The organism is Geomicrobium sediminis (assembly GCF_016908595.1).
Classification (GTDB): Bacteria; Bacillota; Bacilli; order Bacillales; family Marinococcaceae; genus Geomicrobium_A; species Geomicrobium_A sediminis.
Genome location: NZ_JAFBEC010000006.1, coordinates 20,930 through 40,633, shown reverse-complemented (window position 1 = coordinate 40,633; position 19,704 = coordinate 20,930). Strand labels below are relative to the sequence as shown.

The 19,704-nt window shown below is 40.1% G+C and carries 24 protein-coding genes and 1 pseudogene; 5 read left to right on the top strand and 20 right to left on the bottom strand.

Translation table 11 applies throughout. The features are described from left to right. Nucleotides 1-12: 12 nt before the first annotated feature. From JOD17_RS10700 to JOD17_RS10675, 6 genes and pseudogenes are all read right to left on the bottom strand, one after another. Nucleotides 13-315, bottom strand: a pseudogene (locus JOD17_RS10700) (DUF418 domain-containing protein); the annotation flags it as partial. Nucleotides 316-903: 588 nt separating this feature from the next. Next, a complete protein-coding gene (locus JOD17_RS21845; protein ID WP_204697664.1) occupies nucleotides 904-1,272 on the bottom strand; it encodes an acyl-CoA thioester hydrolase/BAAT C-terminal domain-containing protein in 369 nt (122 codons plus the stop codon). A gap of 33 nt (nucleotides 1,273-1,305) precedes the next feature. Then, complete coding sequence (locus tag JOD17_RS21840) at nucleotides 1,306-1,908, bottom strand: acyl-CoA thioester hydrolase/BAAT C-terminal domain-containing protein (RefSeq protein ID WP_204697662.1); 603 nt, start codon at nucleotides 1,906-1,908, stop codon at nucleotides 1,306-1,308. Nucleotides 1,909-1,980: 72 nt separating this feature from the next. Then, a complete protein-coding gene (locus JOD17_RS10685; protein WP_204697660.1) occupies nucleotides 1,981-2,301 on the bottom strand; it encodes a CHY zinc finger protein in 321 nt (106 codons plus the stop codon). A gap of 60 nt (nucleotides 2,302-2,361) precedes the next feature. Further along, on the bottom strand, nucleotides 2,362-2,697 hold the full coding sequence (locus JOD17_RS10680; protein WP_204697658.1) for a hypothetical protein: 336 nt from the start codon (nucleotides 2,695-2,697) through the stop codon (nucleotides 2,362-2,364). A 102-nt stretch (nucleotides 2,698-2,799) separates the two neighbouring features. After that, entirely contained in the window at nucleotides 2,800-3,708 is a 909-nt protein-coding gene (locus JOD17_RS10675; RefSeq protein ID WP_204697657.1) for a DMT family transporter, read from the bottom strand. 131 nt (nucleotides 3,709-3,839) lie between these two features. Between JOD17_RS10675 and JOD17_RS10670 the strand changes: the two genes are divergently transcribed. Beyond that, on the top strand, nucleotides 3,840-4,505 hold the full coding sequence (locus JOD17_RS10670; protein ID WP_204697655.1) for a GntR family transcriptional regulator: 666 nt from the start codon (nucleotides 3,840-3,842) through the stop codon (nucleotides 4,503-4,505). Between the two features lie 93 nt (nucleotides 4,506-4,598). Here the strand turns inward: JOD17_RS10670 and JOD17_RS10665 are convergent, their stop codons facing one another. Together JOD17_RS10665 and JOD17_RS10660 are read right to left on the bottom strand one after the other, a co-directional pair. Beyond that, complete coding sequence (locus JOD17_RS10665; RefSeq protein ID WP_204697653.1) at nucleotides 4,599-5,006, bottom strand: YbgC/FadM family acyl-CoA thioesterase; 408 nt, start codon at nucleotides 5,004-5,006, stop codon at nucleotides 4,599-4,601. Nucleotides 5,007-5,088: 82 nt separating this feature from the next. Further along, entirely contained in the window at nucleotides 5,089-6,354 is a 1,266-nt protein-coding gene (locus JOD17_RS10660; protein ID WP_204697652.1) for an MFS transporter, read from the bottom strand. A gap of 162 nt (nucleotides 6,355-6,516) precedes the next feature. Here JOD17_RS10660 and JOD17_RS10655 point away from each other — a divergent pair, with 162 nt between their 5' ends. Continuing rightward, entirely contained in the window at nucleotides 6,517-7,416 is a 900-nt protein-coding gene (locus tag JOD17_RS10655) for a LysR family transcriptional regulator (RefSeq protein WP_204697651.1), read from the top strand. 30 nt (nucleotides 7,417-7,446) lie between these two features. On the opposite strand, the gene JOD17_RS10650 is transcribed toward JOD17_RS10655, so the two are convergent. Next, a complete protein-coding gene (locus tag JOD17_RS10650) occupies nucleotides 7,447-7,716 on the bottom strand; it encodes a hypothetical protein (protein WP_204697650.1) in 270 nt (89 codons plus the stop codon). 4 nt (nucleotides 7,717-7,720) lie between these two features. Continuing rightward, nucleotides 7,721-9,073 carry a sigma-54 interaction domain-containing protein gene (locus tag JOD17_RS10645; RefSeq protein WP_204697649.1) on the bottom strand — a complete coding sequence of 451 codons (1,353 nt, stop codon included), beginning with the start codon at nucleotides 9,071-9,073 and terminating at the stop codon, nucleotides 7,721-7,723. A gap of 185 nt (nucleotides 9,074-9,258) precedes the next feature. Here JOD17_RS10645 and JOD17_RS10640 point away from each other — a divergent pair, with 185 nt between their 5' ends. The 3 genes from JOD17_RS10640 to JOD17_RS10630 are packed head-to-tail and all read left to right on the top strand — an operon-like array spanning nucleotide 9,259 to nucleotide 12,212. Continuing rightward, nucleotides 9,259-10,581, top strand: a complete 1,323-nt coding sequence (locus tag JOD17_RS10640; RefSeq protein ID WP_204697648.1) for an acyclic terpene utilization AtuA family protein — start codon at nucleotides 9,259-9,261, stop codon at nucleotides 10,579-10,581. Next, nucleotides 10,565-10,873 carry an AtuA-related protein gene (locus tag JOD17_RS10635; RefSeq protein ID WP_204697647.1) on the top strand — a complete coding sequence of 103 codons (309 nt, stop codon included), beginning with the start codon at nucleotides 10,565-10,567 and terminating at the stop codon, nucleotides 10,871-10,873. Before JOD17_RS10640 ends, JOD17_RS10635 begins: the two co-directional genes overlap by 17 nt. 43 nt (nucleotides 10,874-10,916) lie before the next feature. Further along, the gene (locus JOD17_RS10630; RefSeq protein WP_204697646.1) at nucleotides 10,917-12,212 is read left to right on the top strand and encodes a CitMHS family transporter; all 1,296 of its coding nucleotides are present in this window, start codon (nucleotides 10,917-10,919) and stop codon (nucleotides 12,210-12,212) included. Nucleotides 12,213-12,312: 100 nt separating this feature from the next. Here the strand turns inward: JOD17_RS10630 and JOD17_RS10625 are convergent, their stop codons facing one another. The 10 genes from JOD17_RS10625 to JOD17_RS10580 all read right to left on the bottom strand — a co-directional run bounded on the left by JOD17_RS10625 (nucleotide 12,313) and on the right by JOD17_RS10580 (nucleotide 19,544). Further along, the gene (locus tag JOD17_RS10625) at nucleotides 12,313-13,170 is read right to left on the bottom strand and encodes a M15 family metallopeptidase (RefSeq protein WP_204697645.1); all 858 of its coding nucleotides are present in this window, start codon (nucleotides 13,168-13,170) and stop codon (nucleotides 12,313-12,315) included. Nucleotides 13,171-13,267: 97 nt separating this feature from the next. Then, nucleotides 13,268-14,365, bottom strand: a complete 1,098-nt coding sequence (locus JOD17_RS10620; protein WP_204697644.1) for a sensor histidine kinase — start codon at nucleotides 14,363-14,365, stop codon at nucleotides 13,268-13,270. Then, nucleotides 14,358-15,053: a response regulator transcription factor gene (locus JOD17_RS10615; RefSeq protein WP_338028784.1), complete on the bottom strand. Its 696-nt coding sequence runs from the start codon at nucleotides 15,051-15,053 to the stop codon at nucleotides 14,358-14,360. The genes JOD17_RS10620 and JOD17_RS10615 overlap by 8 nt, the downstream gene beginning before the upstream one ends. Before the next feature lie 161 nt (nucleotides 15,054-15,214). Next, complete coding sequence (locus JOD17_RS10610; protein ID WP_204697642.1) at nucleotides 15,215-16,048, bottom strand: hypothetical protein; 834 nt, start codon at nucleotides 16,046-16,048, stop codon at nucleotides 15,215-15,217. Between the two features lie 16 nt (nucleotides 16,049-16,064). Then, nucleotides 16,065-16,241: a hypothetical protein gene (locus JOD17_RS10605; protein WP_204697641.1), complete on the bottom strand. Its 177-nt coding sequence runs from the start codon at nucleotides 16,239-16,241 to the stop codon at nucleotides 16,065-16,067. Nucleotides 16,242-16,386: 145 nt separating this feature from the next. Further along, complete coding sequence (locus tag JOD17_RS10600; protein WP_204697639.1) at nucleotides 16,387-17,487, bottom strand: saccharopine dehydrogenase family protein; 1,101 nt, start codon at nucleotides 17,485-17,487, stop codon at nucleotides 16,387-16,389. Nucleotides 17,488-17,521: 34 nt separating this feature from the next. Then, nucleotides 17,522-17,965, bottom strand: coding sequence for a GyrI-like domain-containing protein (locus JOD17_RS10595; protein WP_204697637.1), 444 nt, complete (start codon nucleotides 17,963-17,965; stop codon nucleotides 17,522-17,524). A gap of 116 nt (nucleotides 17,966-18,081) precedes the next feature. Then, nucleotides 18,082-18,480 carry a hypothetical protein gene (locus tag JOD17_RS10590; protein WP_204697635.1) on the bottom strand — a complete coding sequence of 133 codons (399 nt, stop codon included), beginning with the start codon at nucleotides 18,478-18,480 and terminating at the stop codon, nucleotides 18,082-18,084. Nucleotides 18,481-18,831: 351 nt separating this feature from the next. Further along, nucleotides 18,832-19,080, bottom strand: a complete 249-nt coding sequence (locus tag JOD17_RS10585) for a DUF3923 family protein (protein WP_204697633.1) — start codon at nucleotides 19,078-19,080, stop codon at nucleotides 18,832-18,834. A 65-nt stretch (nucleotides 19,081-19,145) separates the two neighbouring features. After that, a complete protein-coding gene (locus JOD17_RS10580) occupies nucleotides 19,146-19,544 on the bottom strand; it encodes a VOC family protein (RefSeq protein WP_204697631.1) in 399 nt (132 codons plus the stop codon). Nucleotides 19,545-19,704 lie beyond the last annotated feature (160 nt).

Below are 19,704 nucleotides of genomic sequence, written 5' to 3'. Positions count from 1 at the left end.
CTATTGGTAGTCTCATCGTTTCTTTAACGGTTGTCTTTTCCCGTATGTAGTCGTACGCCATAGCCATTCCATCGGACCGTAGTGGAAAGCCTTTAGCCAGTAGAAACTAAACAGCACTTGAATTGGAAATACAACGATGACCACGAGCAACCCTAATGATAGATTCAAAGACCCGAATAACCCGAATCCTGTAATGAACCCCAATCCAATAATTGATTGCAACAAATAATTGGTCAAAGCCATTCTGCCGACAACCTGAAACGGCCTTAGAATCTTTTGCCAACGACTCGCTTTCAACAACCATAATAATGAAGAAAAGTAAAATAGTTAATGACTGGTTGCGCTAAACTTTATGAAAACTTGCTTATAGACATCACTCGAACTCAAAAGTCAAACACACCTAATTAAAGTGATGCTCAACACCATATAAAGATTAAATGAAGCAAACCGATAAAGACTAATATGAGCATCCGTCTTATGTAAAACTTGCGATACGTGCTCCTTTTTTCTTGTATACGACTTAAAAATAATACGAACCAAGACCAAACATAGTCGCAACAATGATAAAAATTTATTCTAAATAAAAATATCAATGAACGGTGGAATTCTCTAATTATTGCCTTCGTTCACTGGCGTATCTGAAATGAACAAATGAGGAATTTGAAAAAGCGAGATGTTCGCAATGAAAATTCCAAGTAGTGCGATGCCCCGAATGGTATCAATGGAATGTCAGCGATTTTCGGGTGCAAGCGGAGATAATCCTGAAGGCGTTGCTATTTTGATTTCCTCCCTCGCTCAATTTTATCAGTTAATTCTAACATTGATTGTTTTCAATCCGGAAAACTTAATAATTTTGTCGCAAAAAAACCTGTAAAACGGAATTTCTTCCTTATTTTACAGGCATCACTCTTGAACATTTTCCTCTAGAAACAAATAGAGCTGTTCATCGCTATGCGCTTTCGCTTCTTCATTGGCTTCTTCGGTGCCACCCATTGCCATTCCCGCAAGATACGGTGGCCCTCCAAATAGATGACCCGCGTCTTCATAAATAATCGCTTCCGCACGATCACCGATCTCTGCTGCGATTTGTTCAGCCGCTTCATCCCCTTGCCACATCGCATCATCATGCGCTCCAAAAAGCAAGGCATTGCCATTAAATAACGATGAATCGATTCGAGCTTCCTCTGCATTTTCTGAGTTCTTAACAGCAGATTCATACGTCTCTCGGTATGCAATTGGGGTAGCAACGAGCATATTTACCATCATTCGCATCGTCGGTCCAAAATCCGCTTGATTAAAACTAATCTATGGCAATTCTTCTCCATCATACGTCCACGATGAACCCGCGGCTTCGCTAAAGTCTAAGCCCATGTACGTATACTGGCTAGGCGTGTACAACACCAAATGGTTAATTTCTTCATAATAGTTTGTCAAATTAAGTCCGAGTTCCGCACCTTTTGAATAACCGATGACAGTGATCGGTTCACCTTCCAACTCTGAATAACTTAGAAAATCACCAAAGAATTCTAATGGCACTTTGTTTAAGGCTGCTGTCTGATTCGGTGCACCGAAGAAAAACAATGAATACGTTTCATACCCTTTTGACGCAAGATCTTCTGCTACTTCGAAATTACTACTCCCTTCAGACCCGCCGAATACGATAATCGGTTCTGCTGCAATTGGATCATCTGGAATAAAGTGAAATCCATTCGCCATCCCACTTTCAAAATGCTCCACAACTCCGCCAGCAAATGAATCTGGGTAGGCTTCATAACGATGATATTCAGGCTCTTCCTCATCACTCCAACCGTAACGCTCCGCATTGTAAAATCGCAATCCAAAAACCCCAACAACAATAATCGCAACTACAATACCGAGCGATAACAAAATACGTAGAACGATTTTCATGCCAACACCCCCTCCTATGTACATTATGTGAAACGAACTTGCTTCATAACTTCAGAGGAATCTTATCTCCATTTAAGAAGACACGTTCATATATAAATGATAGTGATTGGCACACCTTTCGTTGAACAGTGACTGGCAATTGATACAAGCATCCGCTTTTAGATACTCATGAATCGTATGTTCTTTTTTGCACAGACCACACAGTATGGCTCGTTGATCAAATTCTTCAGACTCCCACGTTTTACGAGCATGGCTTTCACAAGCATCATGACACTGATAACAAGGATAATATTTACCACAGCACTTAAACTTGATCGCAACAATGTCCTTAATTGTATGATAATGGGTGCATCGTGTTTGATCATCAATGGTGTGTCCATATACTTTGACCATCAGCTGTTCACATCCTTTCACGAGAATTCTTGTAAGGCAGGTAAGATCTCTTCAATTTCATTAAGTCTTCTTTGGTAATAAAAAGCACCAGCGATCAAAACCGTAAGTGTGAACGTTGCAGCAACGTAATTCAATACATTTAAGATTTGAATGCTTTTTCACGATCAACAGCAGCGCCGAGATAACGCTTAAAACTAAGAATGCAATTAAATGAAGACTCATAATCACATTCACGATAAATAACACAAGCAACAAATGGGAAAGTACTAGTGCACTTTTATGATCGTTCGTAGCAACGATCACATCACCATGAAACGGAGGGATGATCTTCATAATCGATTGTTCATTATCGATCTGAATGACGTATCCGCCAGAGCAATCACTAAAAGAATCCACGCATATTTTTCTTTCGCAACGTATCACGTCCTTTGACTCGAGCAAGAGAGCTGTCTCATTTGTAGACATTCTCTTCTAACATACATACTCCTTTTCTATTCATTAAGTTTCACTATTTAATGTTTTTAGTTGATCCTCCAACACTTGATCTGTTCGACTTTGATTTCGTAAGAACAAGTAAATGCCTACAATGATAAGGATCCCACCGCTTAATTCCACGGGCGTTAACATTTCTCCGAGAACAACAATCGCAAGTAACGATGCCCCAATCGGTTCTCCTAGCGTGCTCATGGAAACTGTTGTCGTACTCACATAATTAAGCAACATGTTGTAGATAATGTGTGCCCCTGTCGGAAAAATCGCAAGCAAAATAAAGATTAACCAATCGTGAGTTGTATAACCCGTCAAAGGCACATTGCCCACAACGTTAAGCACCGCCATCGTTGCGCCAGCAATAAAGAAGACGATAAAGCTGTACACCCAATGATTAATTGATGTCACATTGCGCTGACCGATTAGCAAATAGAAAACGACCGAGAATACCGATAGCAACGAAAGGAAGTTCCCTAACAACGCCCCCTGCCCTAAACCTACGTTCCCACCACCAACGATGACAACTCCTATAAACGCAATGCTCAACGTGAATACAGTGCTAAGTTTTATCTTTTCCTTGAAAAAGATTAGTCCCCCGATTAACGCGATGGCAGGTTGAAGCGCTAGGATGAGCGTTGAGCTTGCCACTGTCGTGTGGTTCAACGATTCAAACCAAAGACCAAAGTGTGCGGACAAAAAGAATCCCGCGAAAAATAGCGCAAGCCATTCTTTTCTTGTTATCCTAAAGATAGATTGATGATGCTTAATTAAAAATGGCACTAAGATGAGACATCCTAAAAACATCCGATACATGACCATGATCGTTGACGGAGCATCCGACAACTTCACAAAAATAGCCGATAAAGAAATACAGACAATTGTAATGACGAGTAATCCATTAATTGTGCTCGCTCTCATAAAACCCACCTCCAACGGGGACAATCCCCCATCACGTTAATACGTTACTATGCCGGGGGACTGTCCCCGTGAGCTGGTAATTATAATTGATATATTACATATCAATCATCCTAAAGTAAACAGGTGATTTCATGAATCTGAACAATAAAAAAATCAATAAAATTTCCATGCGCGATCATGCATATCAGATTATTAAAGATGCCATCATCACAGGAGAGCTTGAACCACAAAGAAAACTTAAAGATGTAGAACTTTCAGATGAACTTGGAATTAGTCGGACACCTGTCCGAGAAGCCATGTTGAAGTTAGAAGACGAAGGGTTTATCGTCAGCAAACGAAATAGCTATACGATGGTTGCGCCAATTGATGTTGAAGAGGCAAAAGACGTGTATCACATCGTCATTGCGCTTGAAAGTCTCGCTCTTTCAGATGCCCTTCACGCGAGCCCTACAGAAATTGCTAAGTTAGAAGAGGTGAATGACAACTATAAACAGGCGATCAATGCCAACGACGCAAAACAATGTTTACACTATGACATCCAATTTCACAGTGAACTCGTCAGCCTGACTACAAACCAAGAGTTAATAAAGATGCTTGGCACGATCAAAGATAAAATCTTACGCATTGAATCCTCTTACTTTCACGAAGCTTCATCAAAAGACAAGTCGTTAAACCAACACTATGCTTTAATCGAAAGCATAAAAGAGAAAGATTTAGAACGTGCAAAACAGCTATTAGCAGACAATTGGATGAACAGTTTACAACACATTCTTGCACTGAATGAAAAGGAAAAATAAAAAAACAATGAAGAGCGTCTCAACACATGTAGACACCTCTTCATTGCTATCAATTTTTCTCGTTAGATTCGAATCGTACACGACAACACCATTTCACTGTTGCACAGGTTGAAAGCTCGTACGGATAAAGTCAGGAACCGTTGCTGAAACAATTGTCACAGGATCAACGTATACATACACAATTTCTGCAGTCAAAATTGGCTCGACTCCGCCATCTTTCGTGATTACAAAGCTCACCGTCATACTTTTCGTTCCGATTCTTTCCATACGGCACTGTATCTCAAGCCAATCATTGTACCTCGCAGACTGATGGTAGTTTAGCGTAGACTTCACTAACATGTAATCAAATTGAGCTACTTCTTTCTCTGTTAATCGTTCTGCGAAATACTCAGACACAGCAATATCAAGATACATTAAATAATGAGAATTGTAGACGACTTTTTGGCCATCTACTTCTGAATAACGAACCTTCAATCGATGCGAAAATTCAAAATCATTCACTTGTTACCCCTCCTGCCATCTTAATCTTTTTATCTTCAACGAAATTCGTTATATTCCTTTTTTCGCATAAACGTGTTGAGCCTTATGCAACAAGCTCTTCATGATGCAAATCTTTCTGTTTACGAATCATTAATACGAATAGACTTGCTAACAAACAAAAAACACCCGCAAGGAAAAACGCATACGTATACGAATTAAATACGCTATAAATTAATCCTCCGCCGTAAGCCGCAGAAGCTGCACCCGCTTGATGAAAAGCAAAAATCCAACCATAGACAATTCCAGTCTGCTTCACTCCAAATCGCTCTCTCGTTAAATTAATGGTCGGCGGAACGGTCGCAATCCAATCCAGCCCATAAAAGATTGTAAAAAGAGCAATAAGCACAACGTTTCCTTCCATCAATGCGAAAGGAAGAATGGCTAATGACACCCCGCGCAAGCTGTAATACCAAAACAACAACCAACGGTTATCAAAACGATCGGATAGCCAACCTGATAAGGTCGTACCGATGAGATTAAATACCCCCATAAACGACAAGATCGACGTCGCCGTCACTAAAGGAATCCCAAAACTAAGACAATAGGAAATAAAGTGCGTACCAATTAACCCGTTCGTAGAGAACCCACATATAAAGAAACTTAACGACAATAGCCAAAACACTCTCGATTTAACTGCTAACCTTAACCCTCGAAACGCATCTGATATGACTGGTTTTTTACCTATACCCTTCTCTTCACTGGCTCCTTGATCCGCTCCATAAGGAAGAAGCCCAACATCTTCTGGTTTGTTTTTCATAAATAACAAGATGAGCAACAACATGATGCTGCAAATGCCAATCATTAAGCCCATCGCAATCCGCCACGAATAATTACTAATGAGTACAGCGAGAAGTGGCAATAAGATTAATTGACCGGTAGCAGTGCTTGCCGTTAAGATCCCAACAACAAGTCCTCTTCGCTTTTTAAACCAATAATTTGCGACAAAGGGGCTGATGACGGTTAAGAATAGACTCGCCCCTAACCCAATAATCACACCCCAAATGATAATTAAGTGCCAAGGCTCTGTCATAACGAGCGTAAGTATACTACCTGTTAACAACGTCAGCATAGAACCGATCATCATTCGCCTTAAACCGACACTTTCCAATAACGCTGCAATAAAAGGACCTGCAATTCCATATAAAAATAAGCTAACCCCAAACGCCAAGGCAATGGCGGAGCGATCCCAACCGAAGTCACGTTGGAACGGTGTCATTAACACACCCGATGACGCAATCGTGACACCCGCTGCAATAATTGAAAAGAACGTGATGCCGAGTATCACCCATCCGTAATGAAGGTTTCTCATACGATACAAATCCGTTCACCATTTTTGAGCGATAGAACCGAAGTTTTCATCATGCACCCCTCCTGCTCCAATCATACCCGGCTCTCATCAATTCGTTAAATTAAAGTTTATGATGGTTATGATCATTTTTTCTGATACTATGAAACGTAAAGAGGTGAGCAAATGGATATCAAGCATTTAGTAACCTTTCTAAAAGTGATCGAAACTGGAAGTTTCACTAGAGCCGCAGAACTGTTAGGGTACACACAATCGAGTGTCACAGCACACATTCAAACAATTGAAGAACATTTAAATGCCCCACTCTTTGATCGATTGGGCCGGAAAATTCATTTGACCGACGCTGGGAAAGAAGCACTTCCCCATATTAAAAACGTGATCGAACACTATAAGCGCCTTGAGAGTATCGGAAGTGACAAAGCCACCGTTAAAGGTGAATTAAAAATTACAGCTACAGAATCGATTACTTTATACCGTCTCGAACCGATTCTTCGTACATTTAAAGAGCAACATCCAGAAGTAAAACTGACGCTAAGCAATGCAACCTGTAGCACGAATAAATCTGCCGTTCTAAACGGTGATACAGATCTAGCTTTCGTTTTACTCCCCCTCGTTGAAGAAGTCGACCTCGTCACGCACGCCTTGACGGAAGAGGACATTATTGTTGTCGGTAACCAACGAATTCAAGATCATGTGCTACAACCTGATCAACCGCTTCAGGAAAGTATTCTATTAAATGAATATGCCTGCAGCTACCGAAGCATTTTCGAACAAGCATTAAAAGAACAGAACATCTCCGCTGTTCAATCTATGGAATTATGGAGTGTGGAAGCACTTAAACGTTGTGCAGTGAGTGGCTTAGGCATTACTTGTTTACCAAGAATGACGGTTGAAACGGAGCTTGAAACTGGCACATTAAAAAGGATTCCCTTCCACATGGAACCTACATTGTATTCCCAGTTAATCTACAGAAAAGATAAATGGCTCTCCCCCGCGATCACGGCCTTTATTGATATTGTGTTAGAGCAACCATTCGTCCAAAAAACAAAAATAAGCTTCGATTGATTAGCTCAATCGAAGCTTATTCCTATACTTCTACAACGTGATGAACGTTGCAACTGCGGACCCTGCAACAACGATCACAAGCAACGTCAACACAATCGGTTTACCAATTGAAAACTTGTTATAGATATAGACACTTGGACAAATAAGAATAAGAACTGCTAAAGCAAACCCTATACCTTCAACCATATAGTGAGTGTCATAATGATTGCTGTGAATTAGAAAGTACAACCCTGCTCCGATGAGTAGCAGCAAGCCGTAAGAATAGACAACCATTGTATTCATTTTTGCTTCTTGATTCATGTAATCATCCTTTATATATTCTCTTTAATTTATTGTACAACGTCGCAACAGAGATTTCTAATTTCTGGGCTGCTTGTTGTTTACCAGAATAAGAGTCTTCAAACTGATTTAACACTTGTTCAATATACTGTTGTTCTGCAATCTGAACGTAATCAGCTAAAGACGAGTCAGTGTGTGTCTGAGAAGAGTGGCTAATAGGTTGCTTTTGTGTACGAACAGCTTCAGGAAGATGACTTACTTCAAGCTCATGAGTTGTCATCATACTTAGTGCATAATATAACGCATTCTTCAATTCTCGAACATTTCCAGGCCAAGCATTAGAAGCGAGTGTCCTCATTGCTTCTCTGGATACCACCACTTTACGATCATTTACTGTATAGTTTTTGGAGATATGTTCAACTAGCTCTGGCAAATCTTCCTTACGATCTCTTAATGAAGGAACTTTTAAATGTATTACACATAGCCGATAATATAGATCTTCACGAAACAGTCCTTTTTGCACACGCTCATATAAATTCTGGTTAGTCGCAGCAATAATTCTTACATCGACTTCTTTTTCTTTTACTCCTCCTATCTTGCGGATCTTTCCTTCTTGTAGCACTCGAAGTAACTTTACTTGTAGCTCTAAAGGCATTTCTCCAACTTCATCAAGAAACAAAGTTCCTTCATGTGCTGCCTGAAATAATCCTGATTTCCCCATTTTGTTCGCATGAGTAAATGCCCCTGTTTCGTAACCAAATAGTTCACTTTCCATTAATTCTTTAGGAAAAGCCGCACAATTTACTGGTATGAACGCACGATTTGTGCGCTGACTCGCTTGATGAATCGCCTGTGCAAACATTTCTTTCCCTGAACCGCTTTCACCAGTTAGTAGTACTGGAAATGTCACGTTTGCAGCTTTTTTTGCGACTGCAATTGTCCCTTTTAATCCTCCTTGGTTACCAATGATATTTTCAAACGTATAGTTGCTACGGTAGTTCGAGTGAAGCACTTCTTCAAGGTGCTGTATTCGTTTTTGTTGGACATTAAGTAGATCTAATAATTCAACAACTTCATCCTTTCCTTTACACACAGACACAGCTCCAATAATTTTTCCTTCTTCATAGATTGGTGCCATATCTACGACATACTCTCTCCCTTGTAATTTCCGAAACACACCTGTACGTTTTTTTCCGTCAGTTAATGTTTGTACAAGCTGTGCATTCGGCCTGACATCACTAAGTGGTCGACCTAGAATCTCTTCTCGTTCAACCCCAGTTATCAGAGTATATTCAGTATTTATTTTAACGACAATTCCTTCTTCATTAATAACAAGAACGCCATCTTGAATTGATTCAATTATGTGATCTTCTAGCAACGGTACGCCTCCTCGATTTTAGGATAGTGTATCAGCAATTATCACTTCCTACCACTCCTCTAATTTCTTAGAAATTAAATCTAATAAATTAGAAATATACGTACAAACGTGTATTGTTTTCATCCTTTTTCATTGGCACAGTAATTGCAATTTCATACATTGACATTCATTGAGAGGTGAACATAATGAAATCGATCCGCATTGGAACTGGTGCTGGGTTTGCAGGAGACAGAATTGATAACGCTGTCAACTTAGCTCTTCACGGAAATATTGATTACTTAGTTTTAGAAGGACTCGCAGAACGAACAACAATTCAAGCACACTTAGACCGATTAGCAGATCCACAAAAAGGATATGGTCAATTCCTAGAAGAACGAATGAGAACCTTATTACCTATTTGCAAGGAAAAGAACATTACCATTATTACAAACCTAGGTGCCGCTAACCCAGAGCAAGCAGCAAAAATTACTAAAGCAATCGCAGAAACATTAAATCTACACATCTCAATATCTGTCGTTACGCAACCATCCCTAAGAAATGTTGTTCAGAACTACAATCCTACCCTTTGGGAAACGAATGAACCACTATCTTTGAGTCGCAATGCGTTTATTTCGGCTGATGCGTATTTAGGTGCTGAAGAGATGCTCCCAGCACTACAGGGTCAACCAGATGTTGTCATTACAGGAAGAGTCGCGGACCCGTCCCTTTTTCTAGCACCTATGATTCATGAGTTTAATTGGAAACTAGATGACTGGGAACTTCTCGGTAAGGGTACGGTAGTCGGTCATTTACTAGAATGTGGTGCTCAAGTGACTGGTGGCTACTTTGCAGATGGGGTGACAAAACAAGTCAACCAACTAGTTACTGTAGGGATGCCCATTGCAGAGATTTTTAGTAATGGCGAAGCAACAATTAGCAAAACCCCTAATTCAGGTGGTGAAGTATCCATTCACACATGCAAAGAACAATTGCTTTATGAAGTCATGGACCCATCTGCCTACCTTACTCCCGATGTATGTGCTGACTTTAGTCAAGTCACCTTTACAGAAGTTGCAAAAGACCTCATAAAAGTGAACCGTGCAACAGGAAGAAAACGCCCAGATGATTTTAAGCTAACCATTGGCATTGACCAAGGGTTCATTGGAGAAGCGATGATCAATTATGTTGGTTATGCTGCCTTAGAACGAGCGAAACTTGCAAAATCAATTGTTGTTGAACGGTTATTAGCTCATGGCTTAGAAGCAAATGCAATCCATACAGAATTACTTGGTGCTTATCAAACGACTCACCCCTCTGAAGTTCTACTGCGTGTAGCTGTAAAGAGTTCCAAATATGACACTGTAGGTCTTGTCGGTTATGAGGTGGAGGCACTCTGGTTAAACGGTCCAGGAGGACCAGGGGGAGTTAGAAAATCTACCAGAAGAGTCTTATCTGCTTATTCAGCAACAATTCCTAGGTCAATAATTACTAATCTAAGAAAGGAAGATGACTATGACACCACTTTATAAACTTGCTCATGCACGAGCTGGGGACAAAGGAGAACATACAACAATTAGCATTTTTGCTTATGATGATCAAGATTATCCTATTTTAGTAGAACAATTAACTACGCAAGCCGTTTCAACTTTTTTCGCAGATTTACATGTTCAAGATGTTGAACGCTATACACTTCCAAATTTATCTTGCATCCACTTTGTCTTGTATGGCACCCGACCAGGAGGTGTCTCATCAGCACTAACTTTTGATGCTCATGGAAAGTCGTTGTCTTGGAGAATGTTAGATTTTGAACTAAAGAACTAGCCACCAAATGAAAGCGCTTCAATTAAGTTAGAGGGGGAATACTATGCTAGCCATTCTAGGCTTTTTAACGATTGCAATTTTCTTATACTCCATCTTATCTAAACGTTTATCTGTGATCGTCGCTTTAGTACTTGTACCGATCATCTTTGGTATCATCGGTGGGTTTGGGCTCGAACTTGGGGAATTTATGTTGGAAGGACTACAATTGGTTGCTCCTACTGGCGTTATGCTTGGATTTGCGATTCTATATTTTGGGGTATTAAGCAATGCTGGAATGTTTGATCCAATACTCTCTCGCATCTTAAAAATAGTAAAAGGCGACCCCTTGAAAGTTGTTATCGGGACGTTACTTTTTGCAATGATTGCCCAATTAGACGGATCTGGAGCTTCTACTTTCCTTATCGTAATCCCTGCACTTTTGCCTCTGTATGATCGATTAGGGATGAGTAGGATTGTACTGGCAGGTATGGTCGGTCTTGGAGCGGGACTTATGAATATTATGCCTTGGGGAGGTCCAACAGCTAGGGCAGGAACTGCTATAGGAATTGACCCAGGAGAAGTGTTTATTCCTTTATTGCCTTCAATGGGGATTGGATTTCTATGGTTATTATTTGTCGCTTACTGGGTTGGAAAAAAGGAACAAAAACGATTAGGTATTCAAGACTATGAGTACGACCTACAAACTGAAATGAGCGAAGAAGAACGTGGGATGCGACGTCCGAAATTATTCATTCCAAATGTTCTTCTTACTATACTCACACTCACGACGCTCGTCATGCAATGGCTTCCCTTACCGGTTGTTTTTATCGTTGCGTTTGTTATCGCTTTGATGCTAAATTACCCAAAACCAGATCAACAAATGGACCAAATTCAGCGACAAGCAAAGGGAGCTATTCCCGTGCTTGCGATCATCTTCGCAGCTGGCATATTCACTGGTATTCTTACCGGTACAGGCATGATTGACGCCATGGCCCTAGCTCTAGTTAGTGTAGTTCCAGATGGCATTGGCGGTTCGATGCCTGCTTTAGTCGCATTAATCAGCGTCCCTCTCAGCTTAGTCTTCAATCCGGATGCTTACTACTTTGGGGTTATGCCCATTTTAGCTCAATCTGCTGAAATGTATGGCGTACCCGCTATTGAAATTGCACAAGCATCCGTACTCGGTCAGATGACTGTCGGCTTTCCTTTAAGCCCGTTAACCGCTTCTACGTTTTTACTAATCGGTTTAGCACAAGTAGAACTCGCCGATCATCAAAGATTCATGTTTAAATGGGCGTTTCTGACAACCATTGTAATGGCTATCTTTGCAATTCTAACTGGAGTTATTTCTGCTTGGTAAACAAGTCGCTCGGAACAGCACTCCTGCATTCACTCTAGGAATGCTGTTTCTACTTTCATTATCTCTATAAGAACACTTCATGATTGTACTTTCAGTAACTTTACAGTTCTACCACTACAACTATACCATCTTTATTCGTACCCGATATCTCGTAAGGTTGCTCGTTTGGAATGACAACACGATCGAGCTGTTCTTTTGGGTAATAGTTAATGGCATATGCTTCGTCTGAATCAAGTTCTACGACTAACGACTTTTCTTCTTCGAGGAAATCGATATATTCTTCAAGCACGAACCCTTTCTCATGCATAATGACACTGTGAGGGATGCCGACATAGCGTAAATGCCACGGCTCATATTGAATGCCTGTTACCTCTTCTTTTCCTTTAGGGTAGCGGATGACAAATCCATGCTTCCAACTATGTTCCTCTACCCATCTTCCTTCCGTGGAAGATTCGATCGGCCCCTCTATACTACTAATGTCGAGCGCTAGCCCCGTGTTATGTTCACTAAACCCTGGGGGCATTGCATAATCAGATCCTCTCTCATCATACTGTCTTGCTTGCGCCTCGTTGTCCCGGTAACCACTCGTTAACAGAAACTGCTCTACACCATCTTCATGTGCGTCGTTCACCATTTGGTTAAATTTCTCTGCAATTGGAAGAGGCAATTGAATTTTTTCATTTAATAACGAATAGAAAGTTGTTACCTGTTGTTGTTCAAACAACGTTACGAGGTCACCTTCTATTGTGAAAGCATCATTCATCGGATATTCTTGATTAACTAAGACGAGACTGCCTTGATTCACCTCGTCTGGATCAATCGTAATTTCACGTCCATCAAACTCATGGGACGCTGTACGGACGTTCACGTCTGCATGGTCTGTGATTGCTTGAAATAAAATCATGCTCACAATAACTGTAATTACTAAAAAAAAGCCATATAAAACCCACGTTCTCATGTTCAAAAACTCCCTCAATTACGATCTACTATGATCATAAAAGAGTGTTCTTAACGAAAACGTGGGTAGAATCTTAAAGATTTCTTAAATGTCTTGATTATGAACTCGGTAATTGAACTCGAAAGATCGTTTTTATCGCATCACTTTCTACGTCAATTTTTCCTTCATGTTGTCCTGCAATGTTCTGAGCAATAAAAAGGCCTAACCCACTACGTTGACTCGCTTCATGATTCCTTGCTTTATCGCCGGTATAGAACATATCAAAAACGTGAGGTAAATCTTCGGGGATGATTTGATTCCCGTAATTGGTAACGCGAACCTCAATGACCTCTTCATCGACCATTACTCCTTCAACATCGATGTACAACCCTTCCGTGCCATACTTCGCTGCATTTGATAATAAATTCTCAAATAACCTTGCTAATAAGCTCCCATCACCTGTAATCATTAATGGTGCAGGAAGGTTAGGCCTTATTTCAACATGCTCTGCTTGAAAAATCGGATACATCTCTTCTGTTAACTGCTGAAGTAATTCACTAAGGTCGATCGTTTCTTTACGTAACGGTGCTTTTCCGTAGTTCAACTTTGTCATTTCGAATAACTCATCAATAAGCCGCTCTAGTCGTTGAGACTTTGTATGGACAATTTTGAGGAAGTGTTGCTTTTGTTGTTCAGTGAGTGACTCATCTTGCATGACGATTTCTAAATACCCAATTAATGACGTCAACGGCGTGCGTAAGTCATGCGCTAAGTTCCCGACCAAGTAATCTTTACTCGACTCTTGGAACTCTCCCTTTTCAATCGCAATTTTTAATTGCTTTTTCGCCGTATTAATATCGGTAGCTACTGATTCGAACTCATCGTTCGATTGAATGTTCACTTCTTTCGTAAAGTCTCCATTCGCTAGATCATGAATACCACTCGAGATTTTTGAGAAGTAAACCGAGTATTTTTTCGTCAAAATAAAGAAAAACAAAATAGCGATTGGGATAAATAAAAGCAAGAAGAAATACAAATCCCCCACCATATTCATAAACAACCGAACCCGAAAAAGCACACCACCATAATCCGCATTATCATAATAATAGTTTTGTAAAAAGCGATAAATCACATACGTACTAAGCCCAGATAGTAAGAGACTTAGACCGAATGTATACACCATCTTCAAGCGGAATCCGCTTTTATATCTAGCCATTGAATGTGTACCCCACGCCCCATACCGTCTTAATTAGTTTATGACGACGTTCAGGTTCCTTAATTTTCTTTCGTAACGTTCGAATATGTACCATCACCGTGTTCGTCCCATACGCCTCGTCAATTCCCCAAACCCGGTTTAAAATGTGCTCGGCACTAAATACTTTTTTCGGATGCGTTGCCAATAAGACGAGAATCGCGAACTCTTTCGGGGTAAGAACAACGTCTTCACCCGCGACAATAACACGATGTTCATCAACAAGGATTTCTAAATCACCGAAGTTAAGAGAATGATCTTCAGTAGCCGATTGCTGATGAAACGTTTTGTACCTTCTTAAATGAGCGTTTACTCGCGCGATCAATTCCATCTGCTTATACGGCTTCGTCATGTAATCATCCGCTCCGATTACGAGACCTTGGACTTTATCAAAATCACTCGTTTTCGCACTCAAGAAAATAATCGGCACGATCATTTTCTTTTCACGAATCGTTTTTGCGACCTGAAATCCATCCACTTCAGGCATCATCACATCCAAAATGATTAAATCGACAGCATGCTTCATGATTAGTTGTAATGCCTCTTTCCCATCACCTGCTATGAGAACTGAATAACCTTCTTGACGCAACTGATACGAAACGAGTTCAGAAATCTCTCGGTCATCATCAACAATTAAAATCGTTCCTTCCACACAAGTCACCTCAACCCTACCATTCATTAACCTACTAACTGTAAGATAAAAATATCCGCTTCACAACCGCTCTCTTATCTTTCCTCTTTTTCCCAACTTTATTTGATTGCATGAAAAAGAGACACAACGAGAACTACCTACGCTGTGCCTTTTCTCCCTTATTATTCTTGTAGATTATAAAACGAATGGATCGCCACCAAAGAAGCAAATGCGAGCAAACGGCGATCTTCTGATAAACCGTGGGCAATGTCGATGATATGTCCCCCGTTCGGAAATAACGCTAATGATTCTTGCGGCACACCACCAACCCGAATCTTCATCCAGTCTTCGTCATGGATATCTCGCAAGGTAACCGTATCACCGTGGAATCCACCGTTTAAAAGTGCTAAATATATACCATCTGGATCTTTCAAATGAATCTTTAAGAAAATCAACTCATGCCACTTGTATGTAAATTTGGCAATCACATTTCCCTGTGAGTCCTTTAAGTAAAAAGGGCGTAAACCGAATTTTTTCTCAATCGTATACGTGTCGTCCTCAGAGAGATGGAACTCAAACGTCATGTTCATCCAAATTCTTAAATTGATGATTCTAAGAATCGCAATTAAAATCATATTCGATGCATTCACTTCTTCCGCATAAGCCATTCGCTTACCTTTAACCGTAAAAAAATGAATGCCATATCGCCAGTGAGTTTCTCGCATCGCCATGACCCGCGAGCTTTCAAGTAGTGGTTTCATAGATCCTTCAAGCTCATCTTGCGAAACACTCATGACCCCTTCAGTTGTTAAATGCTTAAGCCAAAATGCGCCTGCGTACGATGACACAGCCATCACAAATATCGTGATAAACCACGAAATTAACGTTGAGAAAAGAAGGGCATTATCATGATACTGATACAATAGCCACCCTGATATCACTGTCAGCACAGATAAAATGTGTCCGATAATAAATGCACGGCGTATCCGCCTTTTCTGTAAATCTTCAAAATTCATCCAATGCCTCCCTTAACTAAAAGCTATGATCTTGCTCTTTTGTATAGTGTAATAAAAACGGTTGGAACAGCACGTGGTTAACAAAGACAAATGCAACGATAAATATCCCATTAAAATAACCAGGTAGGCTCGTGAAAAAACCGAGATAAATCATTATGAAAAACGCAACAACATACGGCAACACGATGAACATCTTAGACTTCTTACTTAATGTGTTCACACCTAAACACGCTGTACACTGATTTCGATCGACCCGTCCAATACATTAGTTTCCACGTGAAAGAGGCTTGGCAATACGTACAGATCGGTAATGTCATACTCTCACACCTTTCTTTCTATTATGAATGGTTCATATATGTAACGTTGGCTCGCTCGTCGAGTAAAAATAAGATTTCATCTAGCTCCATCATTTGTTCCAAATAATGCACCCCTGCTTGTTTCTTACCACTCTGTAGGTAATCTACAACAACAGCAGCCACTTCTCCTGTTATCTTCGTGTTATTATTTCCTGTAATACTCGCTTCATATTGAACGCCTTTTCCTTGTTTCTCGCCGCTCACCTCTACTTTAACGGTATACAAATCCGTACCAATGCGTAACTTCTCAAACAGTTTCAGTGATAACGAAAGAAACATGCGGTACGCTCGTTTTATTACTGCTACACGTAACAAATAGGATAGTCCAAGCTTCTTGGCTACGACAACTCCAATCGTCGCCAACTTTGAGTCATAGAAAAAACGTGAAGATGTCTTCGTTACGTCGGCTGTCTGTTGCAAGATGTATTGGTCGGCAAGGTTAAATCGATATGCCGTTCGTTTGCCAATACTATGATGAAATGCAGATCTCTTACCATCACTAAATGGCTTTACTTGTTTTTCCAAACCATTCTCCATCAAAGTATAGTTTTTTTGTATGTGATTTAATAACCAATTCACACCATCGTGGCCATGAACTTCACCAATGCCTAACATTAAATACGTATCAATCTGTTCTACTTGATCCATTTCATTAGACAATTGGCTAGCTAACAGATTCGATAGACCTGGGGATAGCCCTACTCCTATGACTGCGCTAGACTGGGATTTTTTTGCTAGCTCATCAAATACCATTACTTGTGATAGCGATTCGTACGATGGAGAGATATCAATGTAATGAATGTGGTGTTGAAAACAAAACTTGATAAAATTCGGGTGTTTCTGCTCGATGCACATGACACAGATATCAACCTCTTTTAACCAGTCTGGGTATTGATCATTACTCATTACATCGATCAACTGAGGGACTACTTTGTTTTCTACCTCCTCTGAGAAGGCTTTTGCTTTTTTAAAACTTCTGCCGGCTGCAATCACTTTATTCGAATGATGCATCATCAGTCGCTTACAAATGACTCTTCCTACTTGGCCATATCCCCCTATGACTGCAATTGTTCCTGTTTTCATTCCATCCGTACCTCTTCTTGTTTTTTATATTTTTCTATTCGATTGGCAACAACAGTTCACATACGTGTCGCTCAACGTACTCCCATTTATAACGCTCCACTATTGGTGCAGTTCGGAGCGTGAACTGCCCTGATTGAGCAATCTCAGGTAGGCGATTCCAAAATTGTTTAAGTGGTTCTTCTGTATGCTCAATTAAAAAAACCGCAAAACGTCCTCCATTAAAGATTCCGAGTTGGGCTGACTTTATGATCTGTTCTTGTCCACTAATCATTATCCCTACATCGTATCGGCACTTTTCTTTCGCTGTACTACTCGGGTTGTCTTGTGGAATTCCGTACACAGCTGTCCGTAAATTCATTTTTTCCACCCACACTTTAAATGACTCCATCAGCTCCACTTGCTGCAAAGAACCGTACTCCCCAATATGTCGATCATAAGCAAATCTCGATGCTGGAATTTCTTCTACGGTATAGTTCAAGATTCCCATCCCCTCTCTAAGAAAAAGGTATAGGTAGTTAAAATGATTTGCTAGAATTTTTTAAAAATAAAGAAGTTCCTTTTCTTAAGACTTAGAAAAGGAACTTCTTTATCATCTTATGCGGGTAGTGCCATCGATCCAATACGCTTTGAACGGCCCTTTTGAACAGCAAACGTGACAATTGCGCTCGCTAAACAAATAAGCGTACAAACAATCGAGACCATCATCAGAAGAATTCCATCCGTTGCGATGACCATTGAAAGTACAACGAATAAGTAGACGAATACTAAAAACAACTGATAGACACCCGAAATGATCCGAATGGCAAGGTTATGAAAAAACGCCAAGATCACAGGAATAACAAAGACTACACTAATAAAGCCAAGCGTTTGAATAAGATGCAAAGGATTGGTATACGATACACCATTTGGACCAAGTTGTTCTGATGCAATCACTAAAATCAATCCGATGGCAGCAAGCCAACTAACTGTTGCAACGCCTACTCTAGAAACCATAACACGCCTCCACGTTAGTCATGATATAACTTGTCGGTAACACCCAAGTCCACTATTCATTTGGAATAATGGTTGAGCAAAATAAAACCCTACTACTGCGATGATAAAGCTAAGCATTTCAACGGATGTCCAATAGTTGAAGTAATTGAGGAATATAACAATACCAATGAGAACATACAGCATTTTCCTAAGATCTTTTCGATTCACCTTCATATGTTCAACCCACCATCAATTAAATTGGAATTCTCACATTTACGTAACTAGGTCATTTTACCATATTGTAATTTGAAATTTTAGACTTTAATGGAGTTGTAACATCCGAATACGATCTAACAGAAAAAAAGAAGATCTTTACGTTTGAACGTCTGCACCCTTCTTCTTTTTCTTTAACACAACCATAACCATTAACCAACCGATTTGAATAAGCAACGGTAAAATAAAGATGGATGCGAAAACGAGAATATTGAGCAAGATAATCTCCGGTGTCTGCACAGCTCCTGTACCATCGACTTCTCTTTGTGCCAAAAAGTAACTTCCAATGGCAAAGGCAACGATCCAAAAACCAGTAACAATCCACCAAAAGATCCATGAAATCTTCATCAAGACACCTCAGATTCTTTTTTTGAACTTCCAAATACTGATGATACTTTACATCCGAATTTTGATTACAAAGGCGCTACAATTTCAACTTTAATTCGATCAGGATCTTCAAAATACACCGCATAATGACTCTCTCCACCGGCATATGGGTGGTGCTCTTCATATAACACCGTGACTCCTTGATCTTTTAATTGTAGTGTTAGCTGATCGACATGCTCTTTGGAGTCTGCATAAAAGGCTAAGTGATTCAACCCTGTTCGTTTACGATGATACGCTACATCCAAATAACGCTCTTCTGTTTGCACAAAAACGAGGTACGTGTCACCAAGCTTCCAACTTACACCTAACTCCCACTGTTGATCCTTGAAATAACCCAGACTTTCTAACAATGACTCCCAAAACATCGTAGACATCTCTAAATTAGAGACATAAATTTCAATGTGATGAATCAACCCACGTTTCATTTTCACACTCCCTCTGTTACGATCGTTTACCAATCCAATGAAACAGTACAAGTTTAAAAAAATATATAAGTAAACTTTTAGTTAAAAGGATCGAAGCGACGTTCAAGATTGTTCCTTCAATCTAATTGTATTAGGTTGATCATGCAAACAAGGACGTTTC

Excerpts from the sequence above, each read along its gene's own strand:
- JOD17_RS10675 (WP_204697657.1), bottom strand. The coding sequence starts at position 3,708 with ATGAGAGCGAGCACAATTAATGGATTACTCGTCATTACAATTGTCTGT.
- JOD17_RS21840 (WP_204697662.1), bottom strand. The coding sequence starts at position 1,908 with ATGAAAATCGTTCTACGTATTTTGTTATCGCTCGGTATTGTAGTTGCG.
- JOD17_RS10670 (WP_204697655.1), top strand. The coding sequence starts at position 3,840 with ATGAATCTGAACAATAAAAAAATCAATAAAATTTCCATGCGCGATCAT.
- JOD17_RS10640 (WP_204697648.1), top strand. The coding sequence starts at position 9,259 with ATGAAATCGATCCGCATTGGAACTGGTGCTGGGTTTGCAGGAGACAGA.
- JOD17_RS10600 (WP_204697639.1), bottom strand. The coding sequence starts at position 17,487 with ATGAAAACAGGAACAATTGCAGTCATAGGGGGATATGGCCAAGTAGGA.
- JOD17_RS10610 (WP_204697642.1), bottom strand. The coding sequence starts at position 16,048 with ATGAATTTTGAAGATTTACAGAAAAGGCGGATACGCCGTGCATTTATT.
- JOD17_RS10585 (WP_204697633.1), bottom strand. The coding sequence starts at position 19,080 with ATGAAGATTTCATGGATCTTTTGGTGGATTGTTACTGGTTTTTGGATC.
- JOD17_RS10660 (WP_204697652.1), bottom strand. The coding sequence starts at position 6,354 with ATGAGAAACCTTCATTACGGATGGGTGATACTCGGCATCACGTTCTTT.
- JOD17_RS10605 (WP_204697641.1), bottom strand. The coding sequence starts at position 16,241 with ATGTTCATCGTGTTGCCGTATGTTGTTGCGTTTTTCATAATGATTTAT.
- JOD17_RS10650 (WP_204697650.1), bottom strand. The coding sequence starts at position 7,716 with ATGAATCAAGAAGCAAAAATGAATACAATGGTTGTCTATTCTTACGGC.
- JOD17_RS10655 (WP_204697651.1), top strand. The coding sequence starts at position 6,517 with ATGGATATCAAGCATTTAGTAACCTTTCTAAAAGTGATCGAAACTGGA.
- JOD17_RS10620 (WP_204697644.1), bottom strand. The coding sequence starts at position 14,365 with ATGGCTAGATATAAAAGCGGATTCCGCTTGAAGATGGTGTATACATTC.
- JOD17_RS10625 (WP_204697645.1), bottom strand. The coding sequence starts at position 13,170 with ATGAGAACGTGGGTTTTATATGGCTTTTTTTTAGTAATTACAGTTATT.
- JOD17_RS10635 (WP_204697647.1), top strand. The coding sequence starts at position 10,565 with ATGACACCACTTTATAAACTTGCTCATGCACGAGCTGGGGACAAAGGA.
- JOD17_RS10630 (WP_204697646.1), top strand. The coding sequence starts at position 10,917 with ATGCTAGCCATTCTAGGCTTTTTAACGATTGCAATTTTCTTATACTCC.
- JOD17_RS10590 (WP_204697635.1), bottom strand. The coding sequence starts at position 18,480 with ATGGTTTCTAGAGTAGGCGTTGCAACAGTTAGTTGGCTTGCTGCCATC.
- JOD17_RS21845 (WP_204697664.1), bottom strand. The coding sequence starts at position 1,272 with ATGCGAATGATGGTAAATATGCTCGTTGCTACCCCAATTGCATACCGA.
- JOD17_RS10685 (WP_204697660.1), bottom strand. The coding sequence starts at position 2,301 with ATGGTCAAAGTATATGGACACACCATTGATGATCAAACACGATGCACC.
- JOD17_RS10580 (WP_204697631.1), bottom strand. The coding sequence starts at position 19,544 with ATGAAACGTGGGTTGATTCATCACATTGAAATTTATGTCTCTAATTTA.